General features: G+C 43.5%; 18 protein-coding genes. 14 read left to right on the top strand and 4 right to left on the bottom strand.

All coding sequences use genetic code 11. The features are described 5' to 3' along the window. Positions 1-123 precede the first annotated feature (123 nt). The 10 genes from NHH16_RS01545 to NHH16_RS01500 are packed head-to-tail and all read left to right on the top strand — an operon-like array spanning position 124 to position 11,082. Positions 124-942 (top strand): SDR family NAD(P)-dependent oxidoreductase, encoded by an 819-nt coding sequence (locus NHH16_RS01545; protein ID WP_262067837.1) that lies wholly within the window; start codon positions 124-126, stop codon positions 940-942. Positions 943-960: 18 nt separating this feature from the next. Then, positions 961-1,944 (top strand): thiamine pyrophosphate-dependent dehydrogenase E1 component subunit alpha, encoded by a 984-nt coding sequence (locus NHH16_RS01540; RefSeq protein ID WP_262067836.1) that lies wholly within the window; start codon positions 961-963, stop codon positions 1,942-1,944. Beyond that, positions 1,944-2,957 carry an alpha-ketoacid dehydrogenase subunit beta gene (locus NHH16_RS01535; protein WP_262067835.1) on the top strand — a complete coding sequence of 338 codons (1,014 nt, stop codon included), beginning with the start codon at positions 1,944-1,946 and terminating at the stop codon, positions 2,955-2,957. The genes NHH16_RS01540 and NHH16_RS01535 overlap by 1 nt, the downstream gene beginning before the upstream one ends. Positions 2,958-2,967: 10 nt before the next feature. Next, on the top strand, positions 2,968-3,882 hold the full coding sequence (locus tag NHH16_RS01530) for a class II fructose-bisphosphate aldolase (RefSeq protein ID WP_262067834.1): 915 nt from the start codon (positions 2,968-2,970) through the stop codon (positions 3,880-3,882). Positions 3,883-3,897: 15 nt separating this feature from the next. Further along, complete coding sequence (locus NHH16_RS01525; RefSeq protein WP_262067833.1) at positions 3,898-5,124, top strand: dihydrolipoamide acetyltransferase family protein; 1,227 nt, start codon at positions 3,898-3,900, stop codon at positions 5,122-5,124. A 17-nt stretch (positions 5,125-5,141) separates the two neighbouring features. Then, entirely contained in the window at positions 5,142-6,515 is a 1,374-nt protein-coding gene (lpdA, locus tag NHH16_RS01520) for a dihydrolipoyl dehydrogenase (protein WP_262067832.1), read from the top strand. 17 nt (positions 6,516-6,532) lie between these two features. Further along, positions 6,533-8,083 carry an FGGY-family carbohydrate kinase gene (locus tag NHH16_RS01515; protein ID WP_262067831.1) on the top strand — a complete coding sequence of 517 codons (1,551 nt, stop codon included), beginning with the start codon at positions 6,533-6,535 and terminating at the stop codon, positions 8,081-8,083. After that, positions 8,073-9,071, top strand: coding sequence for a lipoate--protein ligase (locus NHH16_RS01510; RefSeq protein ID WP_262067830.1), 999 nt, complete (start codon positions 8,073-8,075; stop codon positions 9,069-9,071). The genes NHH16_RS01515 and NHH16_RS01510 overlap by 11 nt, the downstream gene beginning before the upstream one ends. 6 nt (positions 9,072-9,077) lie before the next feature. After that, entirely contained in the window at positions 9,078-9,698 is a 621-nt protein-coding gene (locus NHH16_RS01505) for a GDSL-type esterase/lipase family protein (RefSeq protein WP_262067829.1), read from the top strand. Continuing rightward, on the top strand, positions 9,673-11,082 hold the full coding sequence (locus NHH16_RS01500) for an MFS transporter (RefSeq protein ID WP_262067828.1): 1,410 nt from the start codon (positions 9,673-9,675) through the stop codon (positions 11,080-11,082). The genes NHH16_RS01505 and NHH16_RS01500 overlap by 26 nt, the downstream gene beginning before the upstream one ends. Before the next feature lie 71 nt (positions 11,083-11,153). Here the strand turns inward: NHH16_RS01500 and NHH16_RS01495 are convergent, their stop codons facing one another. Further along, positions 11,154-12,380 (bottom strand): sensor histidine kinase, encoded by a 1,227-nt coding sequence (locus tag NHH16_RS01495; protein ID WP_262067827.1) that lies wholly within the window; start codon positions 12,378-12,380, stop codon positions 11,154-11,156. Next, positions 12,381-13,061, bottom strand: a complete 681-nt coding sequence (locus NHH16_RS01490) for a response regulator transcription factor (RefSeq protein ID WP_262067826.1) — start codon at positions 13,059-13,061, stop codon at positions 12,381-12,383. Between the two features lie 134 nt (positions 13,062-13,195). Here NHH16_RS01490 and NHH16_RS01485 point away from each other — a divergent pair, with 134 nt between their 5' ends. From NHH16_RS01485 to NHH16_RS01470, 4 genes are all read left to right on the top strand, one after another. Further along, positions 13,196-13,933, top strand: a complete 738-nt coding sequence (locus NHH16_RS01485; RefSeq protein ID WP_262067825.1) for a polyphosphate polymerase domain-containing protein — start codon at positions 13,196-13,198, stop codon at positions 13,931-13,933. Continuing rightward, the gene (locus NHH16_RS01480) at positions 13,926-14,603 is read left to right on the top strand and encodes a DUF4956 domain-containing protein (protein ID WP_262067824.1); all 678 of its coding nucleotides are present in this window, start codon (positions 13,926-13,928) and stop codon (positions 14,601-14,603) included. Before NHH16_RS01485 ends, NHH16_RS01480 begins: the two co-directional genes overlap by 8 nt. Further along, positions 14,603-16,234 (top strand): carbohydrate-binding domain-containing protein, encoded by a 1,632-nt coding sequence (locus NHH16_RS01475; protein WP_262067823.1) that lies wholly within the window; start codon positions 14,603-14,605, stop codon positions 16,232-16,234. Before NHH16_RS01480 ends, NHH16_RS01475 begins: the two co-directional genes overlap by 1 nt. A gap of 140 nt (positions 16,235-16,374) precedes the next feature. Next, entirely contained in the window at positions 16,375-17,748 is a 1,374-nt protein-coding gene (locus tag NHH16_RS01470) for an MATE family efflux transporter (RefSeq protein ID WP_262067822.1), read from the top strand. A 98-nt stretch (positions 17,749-17,846) separates the two neighbouring features. Here NHH16_RS01470 and NHH16_RS01465 read toward each other — a convergent pair whose 3' ends face one another. Both NHH16_RS01465 and NHH16_RS01460 read right to left on the bottom strand, forming a co-directional pair. Further along, positions 17,847-18,773 (bottom strand): site-specific integrase, encoded by a 927-nt coding sequence (locus NHH16_RS01465; RefSeq protein ID WP_262067821.1) that lies wholly within the window; start codon positions 18,771-18,773, stop codon positions 17,847-17,849. Next, positions 18,767-19,411, bottom strand: coding sequence for a restriction endonuclease subunit S (locus tag NHH16_RS01460; protein WP_262067820.1), 645 nt, complete (start codon positions 19,409-19,411; stop codon positions 18,767-18,769). The genes NHH16_RS01465 and NHH16_RS01460 overlap by 7 nt, the downstream gene beginning before the upstream one ends. Between the last annotated feature and the right edge of the window lie 2 nt (positions 19,412-19,413).

The raw sequence follows: 19,413 nt of genomic DNA, 5'->3' as shown, positions 1-19,413 counted from the left end.
AATAGGCAATACTACTAAAATAATTCATGAATATTTATGAAATATGTTGATTGAATTCATGAACGTTCATGAATATAATAAGCCTATAACAATTAACAAGCAATGATGAGGAGGAAAGTTGTAATGAATAATCAAGTCGTTAAAGACGTCTCGAGTGTAAAGGACAGATTTACTTTGGCAGGGAAGCAAGCGATTGTCACTGGCGCTAAGGGCGGGATCGGTAAAGCAACAGCAACTAGTTTTGCAGAACTTGGAGCAAACGTAGCAATTGTGGATTTGCCAGCTTTTATTGAAGAGAGCAAAGTAGTGGCGGCAGAAATTGCTAATCGCTACGGGGTAAAAACAATCGCCGTTGGGTGTGATGTGACAAAAGAAGAAGATATAAAAAACATGGTGAAAGCGGTATCGGATGCGTTTGGAACTATTGACGTTGTTCACTCAAATGCCGGAATTTTTGTTGGTAACGACCATAATAATATGCCAGTTGAAGAGTTCAAAAAGATTATTGATATCAATCTAACGGGAATGTTTATGGTTAATAAGGAATGCGCCAATTTAATGATTGAGCATGGGCATGGCGGTTCTATTATCAATACAGTCTCAATGTCGGGAACGATTATAAATTCCACCAGGTTAGAAAAAGACTATATGGTTGCTTATACTGCTTCAAAAGGTGGCGCGAAGCACTTGACAAAAGGGATGGCGGTGAACCTGATTAAGCATGGAATTCGTGTGAACTCTATCAGTCCAGGATATTTGATTTCAGGGGCTCACAAGTTTATGGATCAGATTGAGGTTGATTATTGGGCAAACTCAGTGCCGATTAAACGTTTTGGAGATATGGACGAGATAACTGGGATTGTGTGCTTGCTAGCAAGTGATCTAGGTAGTTATTTTGTGGGAAGCGACATTCTTATGGATGGCGGAGCTTGTATTTGCTAGTAGAAAGGAGAATTAGAAATGGTCAAAATGCCAAAAAAGGAACGGGCGCTTGGGATGTATAAAGATATGTATCTCATTCGTCAATATGAGGAAGCGATTTACTATTTGTTTTTAGAGGGAATCATGCCGGGAACGATACATCAATCTCATGGTCAAGAAGCATGTGCTGTAGGGATGATCTATGACTTAAGAAAAGAGGATTATATTCTTACTACTCATCGACCAGCAGGTCATGACTTAGCGAAAGGTGTAAGCCTTCGGTCTATGATGTGTGAAATGTTTGGTAAGGCCGAAGGATGCTGTAAGGGCAAAGGCGGGGCTATGCATACGGGAGATATTTCTGTAGGAGCGATTACCGCTAATGCGATTGTAGGCGGTAATCTCCCTATCGCAGCGGGAGTTGCACTTCGGTGCAAGATGCTTAAAACAGATAATGTGGCAGTATGTTTCTTCGGCGATGGCGCAAGTAATGAAGGTGCTTTTCACGAAGCGCTGAATGCGGCGGCGGTTTGGAAACTACCGGTTGTATACGTATGTGAGAACAATTTATATTCTGCAACAACCTCAATAAAGATGACCACAGCAGTGGAGAATGTAGCAGCCGATAGAGGGAGTGCATATGGAATCCCTAGTGAAGTGGTGGATGGAAATGATGTGCTTGCGGTAAACGAAGCGGCTAAAAAAGCCATTAAGAGGGCACGTGATGGCAAAGGACCGACAATATTAGAACTGAAGACTTATCGGATAGGTGGTCATTCCCGAAATGATGCGTGTGGATATCGACCGAAAGAAGAGGAAGCAGAGTGGTTCTCTAGAGATCCTGTGACAACGTTCCGTAATCGACTTTTAGCCGAAGGCGTGGCAAGTGAAGAAGAGTTGCAAGAAGTGGAAGGGGCAATCCTAGCGGAAATAGATGAAGAAATCGAATACGCGAAAAATGCACCAGAGCCACAGCCAGAAGATGCATTAACAGATGTGTATTGGGAAGGAGGTATCGCATAATGGCAGAACTATCGATTGCAGATGCTTTAAAACAAGCAATAAGAGAAGAGATGAGAAGGGATGAAGCTGTATTTTGTCTCGGTGAAGATGTGGATATTGAAGGAGGAATGGGCGGCGCCTTTACAGTTACAAAAGGCTTAGCTGAGGAGTTTGGAAATGAACGAATTCTTAATACACCAATTGCCGAAATCCTAATTGGTGGTGTATGTGTAGGTGCTGGAATTACAGGGATGCGTCCAGTAGCAGACTTGCAGTATGGTGATTTCTTATTTTGTATGATGGACCAGTTAGTCAATCAGGCAGCAAAGATGTGCTATATGTCGGGCGGGACAGTACATGTACCGATGGTACTACGTGCTCCTTGTGGAGCTACAAACCGTGGGGCTCAACATGCGCAAAGTCTGGAAAGTTACTTTACGCATATTCCGGGACTTAAGGTTATCTGCCCTTCGACACCCTATGATGCAAAAGGGATGCTTAAGCAAGCGATAAGAGATGATAATCCCGTCCTGGTATTTGAACATAAATTACTGTATGGAGGTTCGCGCAAGGAGAAAGATGCGATGAAGGTGGCAGGCGAAGTTCCAGAGACAGACTATACCGTAGAGTTCGGGAAGGCGGCAGTTAGGCGAGAAGGGACAGACGTAACCATCGTCGCTAACTTGTTAATGAGTTATAGAGCACAAGAAGCAGCCGTGGAGCTAGAAAAAGAAGGGATTAGCTGCGAAGTGATCGACCCCCGCAGTCTGGTACCGTTTGATTATGAAACAGTAGAACAATCGGTGAAGAAAACAGGTAAGTTATGTATTGTTCACGAAGATACGTATAACAACGGTTGGGGAGCGCAAGTAGCATCTCATTTTGCGGAACATAATATTTTTGATTTAGATGCACCAATTAAGGTGGTGGCTGCTTACGATACACCGACGCCTTTTGCGGCGCCAATGGAAAATTACGTAATCCCATCAACCAAACGAATTATCGAAACGGTGCGAGAATTAGCCAAATTTTAGGAGGAAAGTGATGAGTAGAGTTTCAGTAAAAACAATGTTAAAGGATGCGCTGACAAATAAATATGCAGTTGGCTATTTTGAAAGTTGGAGTTTAGAATCCACCTTGGCTATGGTAAGAGCAGCGGAAAACATGAAATCACCGATTATGATAGGTGTATGTGGGACCTACGTGGGCGAACCGAAGCGTAAATATAAAGAAAGTGTAGCTGTTTATCAGGCGATGTTAGCAGAGATTGCACACGAAGCAAAAGTACCAGTGGCCCTACTATTAAATGAGGCAGACGATGAGCAGTTAGTGCTCGACGCGGCAGCAGTAGGGTTCGATATGGTTATGTTCGCGCCAATATTTGCATCGGAAGCCTTGCCTTTAGATGAGTTGACCAAGATTCAAAAAAGAATTGCCAAGCGAGCACATGAAATGGATGTTTTAGTGGAAGGGGAAGTAGGAGAGTTGCCTCTATTTAATTCGGCGACAGGAGAGCTTCACGAAGGTGAGGTTACCGACCCTAAGGTGTGCGAGGACTTTGTCAAGGAAACAGGAGTAGATACCATTGCTGTAGCTGTCGGGAACTGTCATTTAAAAGAGGATGGTTTGGTAACAATTGACTTTGAGGCTCTTAAGACCTTGGTTGAGAGAATTGAAATTCCGTTAGTACTGCATGGGGGAACGAGTATTTCTCATGAGGATTTATCGAAAGCGGCAAGCATGGGTGTGGCAAAGGTAAACTTTGGTACAGGCATGAAGCGAGTGGCGCTTACGGCCATGAAAGAATACTTTGCGAAGAACGATGTCGACAAGATGGACCCCAACGATGTCTTAGGACGTGGTCAAGAGAAAGATCTTATGGTGATTGAACAAGAGGCCATTATGAAGTACGTTGAGGCAACAATAAAGGCACTGAATGGCGAAAACAAAGCATTTTAAGGTGGGAAGAAGATTATGATAAAAGAAATAACCATGCCAGCAGGCGGACAGACCACAGATACTTCCACAATTGGTACTTGGCTCGTAAAGGAAGGCGATCAAGTAAAGCGTGGTGATGCTCTTCTTGAAGTGGAAACAGATAAAGCCACTATGACGGTGGAGAGTTTTGCTAAGGGCACAGTCCTCAAGATTCTTGCCGCGACAGGGGATACAAGAACAGCCGGTGACGTGATTGCCTATATCGGAGATGAAAGTGATGTATTAGTTGAAGAAACGACAACGGAGGCAGACGCGAAAGCAGAAGATATAAAGGATGAAGAAGAGTACCAGCCGATAGATAGGCAGGCGGCAAAGCGTATTCGAACCGAGGAGCAGTCCGCGCCTGTAAAAGCTACGAGAGAAAACGTCAAGGCCATGCCAAATGCCAAACGATTAGCAGCTGAGTTTAAGGTGTCTCTTGCTGAAGTTGCAGAGTTTCACAAGATTGATATCGTGAAAAAAGCGGACGTGCAGGCATATCTAGATGCCTCACCGAGCGGCAATCAAGAACTGGCTACAGAATCTGGAGATGTAGAAGTACCGTTAAGTAGTATGCGCAAGGTGATTGCTAAACGGATGTTAGAGAGTAGTCAAAGTATTCCAGTATTTCACGGTACGATTGAGGTTGATATGGAAGAGTGTATTGCTCTTCGTCAGAGAATTAATAGTAGCGGTGATTTAAAAGTTTCCTATAACGATATCTTGTTTAAGTGCCTTGAGGCCGCAATTAGAAAGTATCCGAATATTAATGCATCTTATACGGATACAGCGATTATTCAGCATAAGGACGTTAATATCGGTCTTGCTGTAGCCGCAGGCAACGGTCTCGTTGTTCCAGTGGTGAGTAAGGTTAATAAAAAGAATATCGCTGAGATATCTGCTCAGAATAAGACCAATATTGAAAAGGCCAGAAATGGGAAGTTGGCACCAGCGGACATGAGTGGCGGAAGTGTTACGATTTCCAATCTAGGAATGTATGATATCTCAGAGTTTACTGCGATAATTAATCCACCAGAGGTATGTATTCTCGCTCTTGGAAAGACAGAACTAAGGCCAGTGTATAAGGATGGAGCTTTTGTTCCAGTTCAGTCGATGAAGATTACTGCTAGTTTCGACCATCGCCTTATCGATGGTGCCTATGGGGCTGAATTTTTAACCGAGCTAAAGAAGATTATTGAGCAACCGGCTTTAGCGCTTGTGTGATGAAGGAGATGAAGGATATGAGTGAGAAGATATACGACTTAATTGTAATCGGCGGTGGCCCTGGCGGCTATTACGCAGCGATTAAGGCGGCAAAAGCAGGTTTGTCAGTCTTGGTATTTGAAGGCGAAAATGTCGGAGGCACTTGCTTGAACGTAGGTTGTATTCCCACAAAATACTTACTAGATAAAGCCTCGGCAATGGAGAGAGTAAGAGCCTTGACAGGACAGAAAATCTTTCGTGAACCAGGCTTGTTTAGTTTTCGAAAAATACAAGAAGGCCGCGTTCAAGTTGTCAACAAACTAGTTGGTGGCGTAGATCATCTACTTAAAAGCAATCAGATTACGGTAATTCGTAAATTCGCTACTATGAAAAAGGCCGGCGAAGTCCAGTGCGAGGACATAGTTTATAAAGGCAAGGATGTTATTATCGCTACAGGTTCTGTACCGACAGAAGTTCCTATTCCCGGGGCAGAGTATACGATAAATAGCACGCAGATGCTCTCTATAGAGAGGGTTCCAAGTAAGCTCACTGTAATTGGTGGTGGTGTGATCGGTATGGAACTGGCCAGTGCTTTTCATTCATTTGGTTCAGAAGTTACAGTTATCGAGGTATTGTCAACTCTTTTTCCAGGTGAAGATGAAAAGATTATTAGTTTTATGACAAAGGAATTAAAGCGTCGTGGCATTAATATTTTATGTGGGACGCGGGTAAAGGCGATAAGCCAAAAGGGCGCTCAGCGTATGGTAACGTACGAAGGAGAAGAAAACGGAGAAGTTACAGCGGATGTGGTCTTGATGGCCACAGGTCGGAAAGCAAATTTAAGAGGGATTGAGGTAGAAAGTATCGGTATTGAGCTAAATGAAAGAGGCGAAATAAAGGTAAATGAGTATCTACAAAGTAGTGTTTCTCATGTCTATGCTATTGGCGATGCTATTGGCGGCTTTCAGCTCGCTCACGCAGCGTATGCAGAAGGTGAGGCAGCAGTGGATCATATTTTAGGTAAAGAAGATGCTCTAGATGAAAGTGTGATGCCTAGATGTATCTATACAATTCCGGCGATGGCAGCTGTTGGTATTACGGAAAAACAGGCTAACGAAAGAGGGATTGAAACGGTGACAGGTTCCTTTTCCTATGGTGCGAACGGGATGGCGTTAGCAGAAGGCGCCCAAGGTCTTGTCTTAGTAGTTATGGACAAAAAGAAAAAAACGACGTTAGGTGTACATATCACTGGAGAGTGCGCTCCAGAATTAATTTCCTTTGCGGGCTTAGCGGTTCAGCAGAAATTAACTCTTGAGGAATGGGAAAAACTTATCGTTGCGCATCCTTCTCTGTCAGAAATGATTAAAGAGGCAGCCCTTGATTGCTTTGGAAAAAATGTACACGGTAGTTAAGATTAAAGGAGAATGATATGGGAAGATATCTGATAGGTCTGGATTATGGGACAGGTGGCGGTAAGGCCTGTATTATCGATGAAGAAGCGAATGTGTTGGCCTATGCATTCAGAGAATATCCAATTTATGTGGATAGGCCGTCTTGGTCTGAACATGACCCCAATAAATATTGGCCAATAGCTTGTGAGATTATCAAGGAGTGTTTGGAGAAAGCCAATGTGCGTCCCGAAGAGATACAGGCAATTGGCATATCTTCAGCACAGCCTTGTCTAGTGATGGTTGATGAAGAGCACAACCCGATTAATCGAGCATATAATCTGATGGATAGAAGAGCTGTAGAAGAAGTGGAGTGGCTTAGGAAAAACGTCGGCGTAGATGAGATATTTGCGATTAACGGGAACCGCATCGAGGACCATCCAGCGATGGTAAATATTATGTGGGAAAAGAAAAATCGTCCGGAAACGTATAAGCAGGTATGGAAAATGCTGACAATTGACGCTTACGTTCGCTTGAAAATGACGGGTAAAGCCGCAATGAGTTATTCTCATGGTGGATTCTGGGGCGTAGCTTACGATATCAAGAAAAAAGAGTTCAACCAAGAACTAATGGATAAATTAGGGATAGAGATGGAGCTGATGCCAGAACTATTTCCTTGTGAAGAGATTGTGGGCCATGTTACGGAAGGAGCGGCTAAGGAATTAGGTCTTGTAGCTGGTATTCCCGTTTGCGCAGGTCAGGTAGACTGTAACGCAGGGTTTGTCGGCGGTGGTGCAATATCTCCGGGAGATGTACAGATTAACCTAGGTACTTGTGGAGTGATGGGTGTTGTTAATAATAGTAAAGAGTTTATCGACTTAGTATGTAATGATCGGTACACTACGAATTCCTGTGAAGACTTTATCTCTATTGCGGTAGTACTTACAGGTGGGCAAGTCCTTCGGTATCTGCGAGACAATCTTTGTCAAATGGAAGCGGCGACAGCAGAGTTAATGAGCGATCTGGATGTGTATGACCTTATGAACAAAGAGGCGGAGAAAGTGCCGGCCGGCTGTGAGGGTTTGATTATTCATCCGTACTTAATGGGTGAACGGACGGTTCTCTGGGATGTTTATGCAAGAGGAACCATGTTTGGTCTATCGATGCACCATACCAAGGGGCACATTATTCGGGCGATGATGGAAGGGGTTGCATATGCACTTTATGATAACTATCGCCTAATGTTAGAAAAAGGGATAAAAGCGAATGCTCCGATTATTTTAAACGAAGGCGGAGCAAAGAGTAGACTATGGCGAAGAATTATTACGGATGTGTTTAACGTTCCGACGGCTTTTGTTGAAAACAGAGTCGGTGCACCGCTGGGAGACGCTATCTTAGCTGGTGTATCCGTAGGAATCTTCCCGGATTTTTCCATTGCTAAAGAGAAGGTTAAGTATATTGATTACATGGAGCCAGATCCGAAAATGCACGAAATGTACATGGAGTATTTTGAAATCTATAGAAATTTGTATCAGCATGTAAAAACAGATTTTGCAGATCTATATAAGGTGGCAAAAAAATATGAAAAATAGATATCTGTATATCAGTGAGGTTACAGATGCTACTCACAATTTAGCCCTCGAAGAATATGCTCTTACCCATTTTTCGGAAGGAACTATCATTTTGCTTTGGCAAAATGCAAAAACGATTGTGGTTGGTAGGCATCAAAATACGATGGAAGAAATCAATCAGAAATATGTCGACGATCATAAGATAACGGTTGTACGTCGAATGACTGGTGGCGGCGCGGTCTACCATGATTTGGGGAATCTCAATTATTCAATTATTACGGATAATAAGGGAGATGAAACGAGCCAGATGAAACATCTGGCCGCCCCTCTAATTGATACGCTTAGGCAAATGGGAATAGATGCAGAATTTAGTGGACGAAACGATGTGGTTGTCGACGGGAAGAAAGTATCTGGCACGGCTCAGCGCCTGTACAAGAACCGTATTCTTCATCATGGATGTATCTTATTTGATGCGGATTTGAGCGCAGTTTCTCACTGCTTAAATGTCGATCAAGCAAAATTTAAATCGAAAGCGGTTAAGTCGGTTAAAAGTAGGGTGGCGAATATTGTGGATTTTCTTGATTGCAAAGTATCCATGGAGGAGTTTAAGGGGCGACTAAGTGATAACCTGATTGCTAGTAAGAATTATCAATATCTTGTTTTAAACGAAACAGATTACGCAAATATATCGGAAATTAAGATTTCGCGTTATCAAAACTGGAATTGGAATTATGGTGAAGCGATGGCGACTTCTATTTACAACAAAGTACGATACGTAGGCGGAAAGTTAGAAGCTAATGTGGATGTGAAAGAAGGCAAAATAGCTAGGTGCAAACTTCTAGGGGACTTCATGGCGAGATGCTCTGTTGCTGAAGTAGAGCGACGATTACAAGGTTGCAGATATGTGTATGAAGATATAGTAGAAGCTCTGAATGGGTGTCATCTTTCCGATTATTTTGGACAGATAACGAAAGAAGAAGTAGTTGCCTGTATTTGCTGTAGGGAATAATAAAGAATGAAAATAGTATGTTTGGGCGATAGCTTAACCTATGGATACGGAGTTCTTAGAAACCAAGTGTGGACGGCGCAGCTAAACCGAAGTTGCCAAGATCATTTATTTATTAATAGAGGGATTAGTGGCGACACCACCGGTGGCATGCTTGCGAGAATGGATGCAGATGTGTTGAGTGAGGCACCAGAATACGTACTGCTTATGGGCGGAAGTAACGATATTTTTCTGACGGGAGATTTTCTGTTGGCAAAATGTAATATTAGCAGTATGGTATTCCAGGCATTGAGTAAAGGTCTACACCCGCTTCTTGGGATTCCGATTCCAGTATGCAAAGAAAGATTAACGAGTAATTGGAAAATTGTTATTGGTGATAATAATGTAAATGATAAAATAAATCGGTATCGTACGTGGTTACTGGAGTTTGGCGAGCAGTATTATGTCGAGATTATTGATTTTTATGATGCTGTGATAGCATGTGAATCAGAAGCGGCGGAGCTTTATTTGGATGGACTTCATTTGAATCAAAAGGGACAAAGTCTAATGACGGCGTGCGTAACGAAGTCAATGTGCTCATGGGGGGCAAGAAAGGTGGGAAGTAGTGAAGAGAGAGAAAGCACTATATAACCCAGATGTAGATTTAAATACATATCGTTTGACAAGAGGGCAGCGTTTTACCTATGCTCTTGGAGATTTTGGCTATAATTTTATGTACTATTGGTTGAGTACCTATTTGATGATCTATTATACAGACACGATCGGTATTTCAGCAGGAACGGTTTCAATTATGATGTTGGTGGTGCGGATATTTGATGCTATCAACGATCCCTTTATCGGTTCCCTTGCCGATCGAACAAAAACGAGATGGGGACGCTATCGTCCTTGGTTTTTGGTTGGTTCGCTGGCGATGGCTACATGCATTGTCTTGGTTTTCGCAGCGAAGGCAGAGTGGACATATACGAATAGGGTTCTTTGGATGTGGGGGATTTACTTGCTTCTTACAGTGGCCTCGACGTGTAGCAATATGCCTTACGGTGCTTTGAATGCCTGTATAACGCCCGATTCAGAGGACCGGGCAAAGCTATCAGGATTGCGAATGATGTTTGCAAATGTTAGCTCGATGGTAACCGTAATTATTGCTGTGCCACTTATCCGGTTTTTTGCAACGGATGGCTCGGCCACAGATGAAAGAGGTTACTTTTACGCGGTTCTAATTACCTGTCTGTTAGGTATTCCCACGATGATTATCTGTGCAGTTAAGACCAAAGAAGTAGTTACACCGCCGCCATCTCAGAAGACGATTCCGATGAAGGCGCAGATGAATTCCCTTGTGAAAAATAAGCCGGTAATGATACTTGTAATGGGGCAATTAATTCAAGGGTGCGTCCTATATGGAAGGGCCGCTATGCTAGCTTACTACTGGCAATATAATGTGGGTAATCCAGGATTTGCAACGACTTATGGATGGGTCAGTTTAGTAGCTGCAATTATCGGTACTGGCTGGCTAGGTAATTTCTTGTTTAAGAAAATGCAACATAAAGGAAGAGTGTGCGCGACCCTTAATTTCATGACCGCCGCGGCTTATGGACTGATGTATTTTGTTCAACCGCCAGCACTATCTTTTTGGGTGTTAACCTTTTTTGGCAGTATGAGTTTTTATGCTTATATGGGTGTTCATTTCGGTGCTATTGGCGATGCTGTAGATTACGGTGAATATGTTGCAGGAGTGCGATGTGATGGTTTTCTATCCTCCTTTATATCGGTAGCGAATAAGGCGGGCGGAGCCATTCTGCCAGCAATCGGAGCCGCTGTCTTAGCTTCCCTGAACTATGTGGCAAATGGAGAACAGACAGCCACTGTGTTGACTGCTATTAATTGCTTTATAACCGTAATACCAGCAGTTCTTAGCTTGATTAGTGGTATATTTTATTTAAAGTACCCTATTAGTACCAAAGAACATAAGAAAATTATAACCGAGTTAATTGATCGACGAACAGTTGTAAACTCCTAAAATTATTTATACAGTTAAAGCGCGAAGTATAGCCAGTACATTAGGTACTGGCTATACTTGTTAGGGAGCGTTTAAGTTCGCGGAATTACGACGGTAAAGGTAATCATTCCCCCGTCGTCACATTGCGCCTTAATCGTGCCGTGGTGGAGCTTGACGATTTGTTCGGCGATAGCGAGGCCCAGGCCGAAACCGTCTGTGCTGCGAGAGGTCTCGCTACGATAAAAGCGTTCGAAAAGGTGACTGGTGGTTTCTTTATCCATAACATTTCCCTGATTGGAAATAGCGAGGATAATTTGATTATTTTCTGCCTTTAGGCGACTGGTTACCGGATGATCTGGGAGAGAGTATTTAATACCGTTATCGAGAAGAATTTGAATCAAGCGGCGTAGGTACATTTCGTTGCCTTTGATCACGACATCCTCAGCGATATTCTCTTCAAGAGAAATTTTCCGCTCATAAGCCAGGCTTTCAAAGGCCAATGTCTGCTCAGTCAGTAAATCGCTTAAATTTACATTGGTGGTCGCCAGTTGCTGTTGTTCGTCATCTAGTTTGGCGAGCATCAGCATCTCTTCGATGAGAATCTTCAGTTGTTCGGCTTCGCTTCGGCTACTTTCTAGCCACTTGAACTGTTCGGTGGGTGCCGCTTCCTCTCTTAAATTGTGTTCCATGATATCCAGATTTGCAAGAATCACTGTCAGTGGTGTCTTTAGGTCGTGGGAAGCATCGGCTACAAATCTTTTTTGTTTATTCCAAGATTCTTCAATAGGCTTCGTTATCCACCGGGCCAGATAGAGGCTGATTATAAAGAGCAAAGCTAGTGAAACTAAGTAGGATAGCAAGGAAATAATAACTGTAGAAACTATGTCGTTTCTTTCTTGATGTATATCTAGAAAAGAGATACTAGTGCCATGAGGTGTATTACTGACTAAGTAGCGCAAGTTGTATTCATTTAAAATGCCGCTGCCGCTTTCGTTTTCAGTCACGGCCTGGATAAGCTTTTCCACATCGCTAGTGGTAATCTGATAATTCTCATCTCTGAGGGCGGTGATATTCCCCTCACTATCTAGTTCGGCGGTAAAGGAGGCACCCATATCTCTTTCTTCCGGGGGCTTTCCTAGTTCGAATTTAGGGGTCTGCTTAGGTTCCAGGGTTCGGCTTGCCATTTCTAGCTTTTTATGGCTTTCGTTAATCCGTCCTCTCACCTGAATAATTCCAATGCCACCAAAGACCACCGCTAGGACAACGGCGAGGAGACTCATGGTAATTATGATAAACTTATTTCGTAGTTTTTTAATCATTTATTTATCTTCCTTCTTTACTAGTTTGTAGCCGACTTTACGAATGGTTTCTATTTCTAGAGTGGATTTTAAGTACTTGAGTTTTTTTCGGAGAAAGGAGATATAGGCTTCCACGTTATTGTCTACCGCCTCAGAAGCATCACCCCAAACCTTTGATAAGAGCGTTTCCTTAGGGGTGATCATCTCGCCAGAGGCTATTAGAAGCCGCAGGACTTCTCGTTCTTTAAAGCCTAGATTCACATTCTTTGTGCCTTTTATTAGCTGGTTAGTAGAAAGGTTGAGAACGATATCGCCGTAAGTTAAAGTATCCATAATCACGACCCCTTGGCGTCTAGTGAGTGCCCGCACCCGGGCCCGTAGTTCGTCGGCATCAAAAGGTTTCGTCATATAGTCATCGGCGCCACTATCGAGGCCGTTAATTTTATCTGGGATTTCCCCTTTAGCGGTAAGCATGAGGATGGGAGTCTCAATTTTTTGCTCGCGCAACGCTTTTGCCACGGCAAAACCATCCTTTTTAGGTAGCATTACATCAAGGATAATCAAGTCGTAATCTTCCTCTAAGGCGTAATAAAGCCCTTCTTCTCCGTTATAAGTGAGTTCGGTTTCGTGATGATCTTTTTTCAAAATAGCCGCTAAAGCCTCGGCTAGGCGGCGTTCATCCTCTACAATTAATATCTTCAATGGTGGGCTCCTTTCTGAGCGTTTCTTCCATTATATATCCCTAAGCTGAAAATTAACTTAAATAATTTCAGTTAAATTTAAGGTAGGCCTTTTATACTGAACGAGAAAAGAGTAACAGAAAGGGGCTTGCCTATATGTCGGACCACAGTTTTACCCGTAAGGAGATAAAATACGTCCTTACGCCCAAAAAATTTCACCAGCTCTGGTGGAGTATAAAAGAGTATTTCGTGCCGGATACGTATTCTCAGTATCCCGTTCATACCGTGTATTATGATACTTTGGATTACCAGTTGATTAGACGTTCTCTAGAAAAACCGAAGTATAAAGAGAAGTTGCGCCTTCGCAGCTACCAGCCCTTTCAAAGTAAAGGGGAGAGCTTTATCGAAATCAAGAAAAAGTATCAAGGGGTAGTGTATAAGCGCCGCCGTCTTCTGGATTATCACACCTTAGTAGGTGCTCTTGCCGCGAAGCCTCTGCTACCAGCGGAAATCAGAGATGAGGACACCTACATTAGCCGCCAGATAGGAGCAGAAATCAGAGATCTAACTGCTCGCTATGAACTGTATCCGCAAATATACCTATACTATGACCGCCTAGCTTATGTAGGTCAAGAGGATTCAGAAATTCGGCTGACTTTTGATCACAATTTGAGTTACGGCGAAACGATTTTGTGTGAAAAAGAATCGTTGCAACCGTTTTTTGAAAAGCCGCTCATTATCATGGAACTAAAAGTTCCTGAGGCGATACCCGTTCCTTTGGCAGAGATATTCTCACGCCATGAAATATACCCGGGTTCCTTTTCGAAATACGGGTACTATTATCAAAATTGCTATCAAAAAGAAAAACAAGTAAAAGGAGTACGACATGCATAATTATATTTCCGGAAGTATACTCTCCGGTACACTTAACGTCCAGAGTCTGCTTATTTGCAGTATCACAAGTGTGATTCTGGGACTGGGAATCGGCTTTCTCTACCGCTTTCGCAACACCTATAACAAAGGATTTTTACTAACGCTAACACTTTTGCCGCCAATCGTCCAGCTGGTTATTATGATGGTAAATGGCAACATCGGGGCCGGGATGGCAGTAGCCGGTGCCTTTAGCCTGGTGCGCTTTCGCTCGGTGCCAGGAAATGCTAGAGACATTACCAATATTTTCTTTGCCATGGCCATCGGTCTCACTACCGGTATGGGATACTTGGGACTTGCCATCACGTTCTTTATCTTTCTCGCCTTAGTGGAGCTTATTTTCCTTATCAGTCCCTTAGGGTCAGAGAAAGAGGGGGTGCGTATTTTACGAATGACTATCCCAGAAAATTTGGATTACGAGAACGTGTTTGACGAGGTTCTTGATTATTTTACGGAAAGCTATACCTTGCAAAGCGTCCGTACCGTTAATCTAGGAAGCTTATTTGAACTGCAATATCAGGTGGAATTAAAGGGCGGCGAGTCTCAAAAGGAGTTTATCGATAAGCTCCGGACTCGGAATGGCAATCTTACTATTAGCCTTTCCCGTCCGTTTCCCAGTAGGGAGGAATTATAATGAAGAAATTAGGCGTGCTGATACTGCTTGTAGGTCTCCTTTTGGTTACGAATGGATGCGGCAAAGAGGAGGAGGGCACAGAAGTTACAGAAGAGGTGACGGTAGAGGAAGTGGATTCATCGGAAGTAACTATTGAATGTGCGGGAGATACGGCGACAGCATCGGCGGACAGTGTAAATATACAGACATCGCTAATCGAAATCACCGAAGCCGGAACGTACCGCCTTAGTGGTGATTTTAGCGGACAGCTACGAGTAAATGCAATGAATACGGACATCGTCACGTTGATACTCGATAATATCACCATTACGGGAACGACGAGCTCGGCTATCTATGGAATGCAGGCGGAGGAGGTGATTATCGAACTAGCTGCCGGTAGCGAAAATATGTTAAGCGACCCGGCTGCTTATACAGAGCTTGATGCTGAGGGCGAACCAGATGGTTGCCTGTACGTTCAAGATGATTTGACAATCAAGGGAGAGGGAGCCCTAACTGTAAACGGTAGCTATAATGACGGGGTTGTGAGTAAGGATGACCTAGCGATAGAAGGTGGAGTATTTAAGATAACAGCGACAAACCATGCCCTTAAAGGTCGTGACCGTGTGGCCATCAGTGATGGCGATTTTACTTTAGTAGCTGGTGGAGAAGGGATTAAGTCCAATAACGATACGGACGCCGAGAAGGGTGTCATCGAAATATCTGGTGGCACGTACCAGATTGAGGCCGCGGGAAAAGGTATTCTCGCTCAGACAAGTCTAGTGGTCTTTGGCGGTGAATACACCATTCAGACAACGGATGACGGTCTCCATACGAATGGGAACTTGACGGTGAATGGGGGAAACTTTACGATTGCTAGCGGCGACGACGGACTCCATGCAGATGGTGATGTAGTGGTGGCTGAAGGTGAAATTAATATTACCCAGTCCTATGAAGGAATTGAAGGGACCACCATCGCCATTAATGGCGGAACCCTTAATATTACCGCCGATGACGATGGCTTTAATGCGGCGAGTCCGTCTTCCGAAACTACCGATGGCACCCCAGGAACTATGCGAGGACCAGCGGAGGATCCGATGGGGGCAGCCGATGAAGCTTGTAACCTGGTTATTAGTGGTGGCAATGTAACGGTTAACGCCGGTGGAGATGGTCTAGATTCTAATGGGTCGCTTACGCTTGCTGGTGGTAATGTGACCGTCTATGGGCCGGCCAATGATGGCAATGGCACAATTGATGCAGACGGAACGTATTCCATTACCGGTGGCAACTTGATTGCGATGGGTTCTTCGGGAATGCATCAGAATCCGTCTTCCGTATCAGGGGTCCTAGGATTTACCATATACTTTAATAGTACTTGTTCTGCTGGCAGCACCATTACCCTTCAGAACCAAATTGGTGAAGAAGTGGTCACAGCCCAGACCCTTAAAGATATTCAGGCTCTTACCATTACAAACGCAGGCCTAGTAGCCGGGGAAACGTATACGCTCTATGTAGATGGTACTGAGCGGGGCTCTTGGATTCTTAGCGAAGAATTCAAAAGTTATACAGATTCCGGCGAGGAAACTAGCGGCGGCATGGGTGGAATGCCAGGAGGCGGTATGAATCCAGGCGGTATGGGCGGCCCTGGTTGGTAGAGTGATAAGAGGAGAGTAATTATCATATAAGTATGCCACTACGTCAGCAGATCGACGTGGTGGCATACTTTTTTCTAATATAGGTAGAAAAATAAGTTGGAATGTGTTACGGTTTCTCAGATGAATGAGAAAAGTGAGGAATGAAAGTGGAGTTAACAACGAAGATTTTTTCAGATAAACGATTTTACAAGCGTCTGCTAACGCTGATGCTACCGATTATGTTGCAGAGCCTCATGCTAGCGGCGGTAGCCGCCGGTGACGCCGTTATGCTTGGAAGAGTGGATCAGAATTCCATGTCGGCGGTGTCTCTAGCAACCCAGATTCAATTTATTCAAAACATGATTCTAGCTGCAGTGACTGGCGGTATTTCGATTTTAGGAGCCCAGTACTGGGGCAAGCAGGATTTAAAGACGATTAACGACCTTTTTTGTATGGGACTTAAACTAGCGGGAATAGCTTCGCTGTTATTTTTTGTCGCCTGTATCTTTCTTCCTAAGTATCTGATGATGATTTTTACCAATGAACCAGAGCTCATTCGTATTGGCATTGATTATCTGCGGATTGCCGGTTGGTCCTACTTGCTTACAGGCATATCCCAGTGTTATCTGACGGTGATGAAAATCAGTGGTCACGCCTCTAGAGGCGCGATTATAAGCTCAGGAGCGGTGATTTTAAATATTGTTCTTAACGCAATTTTTATCTTCGGTTTCTTTTGTGTACCAGCGATGGGGGCAAAAGGAGCGGCGATAGCCACCTTGATAGCTCGTGTGATTGAACTAGTTTGGGCAGTAGTGTCCTCCTTACAAAAGGGGTTCTTACGTCCCCAGCTTTCCGGCTTTTTCCATAAGAATAAGAACCTTATGATACAGTTTGGCAAATGCGCCCTGCCATTACTTGGTGGCGGTTTGTTCTGGGGCGTTGGTTTTACCGCCTATACGGCTATTATCGGGCACATGGGTGCCGATGCGGCGGCAGCTAACTCAGTCTCAGCTGTGGTCCGGGACTTGATGTGTTGCGTCTGTAATGGCCTAGCGAGTGCCGGTGGTATCTTAGTAGGTTATGAACTGGGAGCAGGCAAGCTACAGCTAGGCAAAGTGTATGGTATTCGCTTGGCGAAAATATCCTTTATCTGTGGCATAGGTTCGACAATCATCGTCCTGGCGCTGACACCCTTTGTTACTCGCTTTATGATTCTTACAGATGAAGCTAGGAGCTTATTGACGGGGATGATGGTAATCATGGCTTTCTATATGATAGGACGCTGCGTCAATACGATTATTATCAATGGTGTCTTTGCTGCCGGTGGGGATACGCTCTTTGACGTCTATAGCCTAGCCGTAACCATGTGGGGAATTGCCATACCTCTAGCTCTAGCGGGTGCCTTTTTGTGGAATTGGCCGGTGCTCCTGGTGTTCGCCTGTACGTGTATCGATGAGGTGGGTAAGATTCCCTGGGTGCTGTATCACTTCCGTAAGTACCGCTGGGTGAAGGATCTGACGGTGGTAGAAGAATAGTAGTATAAAGTGTAAAAAAGTCCAGGTTCCCTTTTTAAATGGGTTCTGGACTTTTCTACGTTTAAACATCATCAACGTAAGCAATCGTGAATTTGTAATTAACAGAGTCCTGATAAAGAGCGCATAACCAGATCTACATCTTTGTTTTCCAGTTCTTGAATAATATGTAGATAAGTTTTTTGAGTTGTTGTCATACTAGCATGACCAAGTCGTCTGGCAACACTAGCGATGGAAACGCCCGCAAACAACAGTAGTGAAGCGTGGGTGTGACGAAGTCCGTGGATTGAGATAATAGGTATTTTTGCTTCCTCACAGCGACGAGATAAAATATCATTCACTGTGGAGTTATAAACCTTTGTTTTTATAAAGAAAGGTTCGTCTGGAGGTAAGTTTTTTACCAATGCCGAGAATTGAGTTACCGTTTGCCAATCAATTTGAATCTTTCGTGATGACGATTTGTTCTTAGTTGGTTGGAATCCACCGGCGTCTTTGTAATTCCAAGTTTTATTCACCGATAGTGTTTGATGGGCAAAGTCAAAATCGTTAGGGGTAAGAGCAAGTGCTTCAGAAAATCTCATGCCAGTTTTGGCAACAAGTAAGATGAAATAATCCCAGTTTACTTCAGACTGTAAAGTAAGACTTGCCAATAAATTGTGTAGTTCAAATTGGTTGAGATATTTGATCTTTTTAAAGGCAGGAGTTTTTCCCTTAATAATAGCTTTCCTGGTAGGGTCGCGTTCGATTAGCCCTTCGTCCATAGCATCCAAAATGGCGCCCTTCAATTGATGGTGAAAGTCCATAGTTGTTTGTCGCTCATGACACTCGGCGTAATCATTAAGCAACTGTTGATACATAATACGGGTGCACTCTGAGAGCCTTAAATCTGGGATAAGCTTAACAAGCCACTGATGAGTCATCAAATATTTATTCATGGTAACTTTTCTTACCGCCCCCTTTTTATACACTGTAATCCACTTTTCGTAATACTCACAAAACAAATCCGTATGCTTAGTTTCTTTTAACATAGCTTCATCTCCTTCTTATGGGATTGCTTACGCTGATGAAGGGTGATAAGGGTGTCAAGACTACAGAAAACATCAACAATTCGATTCTGTTCATCTTTTGTGGGATAAGATATCATAACATCTTGAATATCTGCGTTATGAATGTGAACAACTGATTTTCCTTGTGCTCTTTTCGCAAGTTCTTTTTGGGGATTTCCACTTGAAAAAGCCAAGGCCAAAAAAGATGGACTTATTTGCTCAATTGGACGAAGAATATTGAGGTCACCACCAAGTAAAACCCCAGCTTTTTCAACCGCTGACGCTCTTGCAATGTCTTCAGCACTTTCACCTGAAGCAGGGATTATGACCTCGTTCCCTTGACTAATTACAGAGCCTCTTTTGGTGGCTGCAAAAGTATCTACTTCGCTGATAACAAATTGATAATTAGTGTATAGTCTACCGTATAGAATTATGGGCATTCCAGCTTCTTTTAAATCACTTTTTGAATAGCCATTGCCTTTAAAATATTCCGCAATCTCTACAGCCTTACGCTGTTCCCAAACTATCGCATTTTTGTTAGAGATACTAAGAGAATGAACTAATTTTGCGTTATTCTCAAGCGTTTTTGCGTTAAAGAAGGAATATAAACGAAAATACAAAG

The organism is Ohessyouella blattaphilus (genome assembly GCF_024721265.1).
GTDB classification, from domain to species: Bacteria; Bacillota; Clostridia; order Lachnospirales; family Lachnospiraceae; genus Aequitasia; species Aequitasia blattaphilus_A.
The sequence above is the reverse complement of the archived record's forward strand: the minus strand, read 5'-3'. Positions and strand labels throughout refer to the sequence as shown.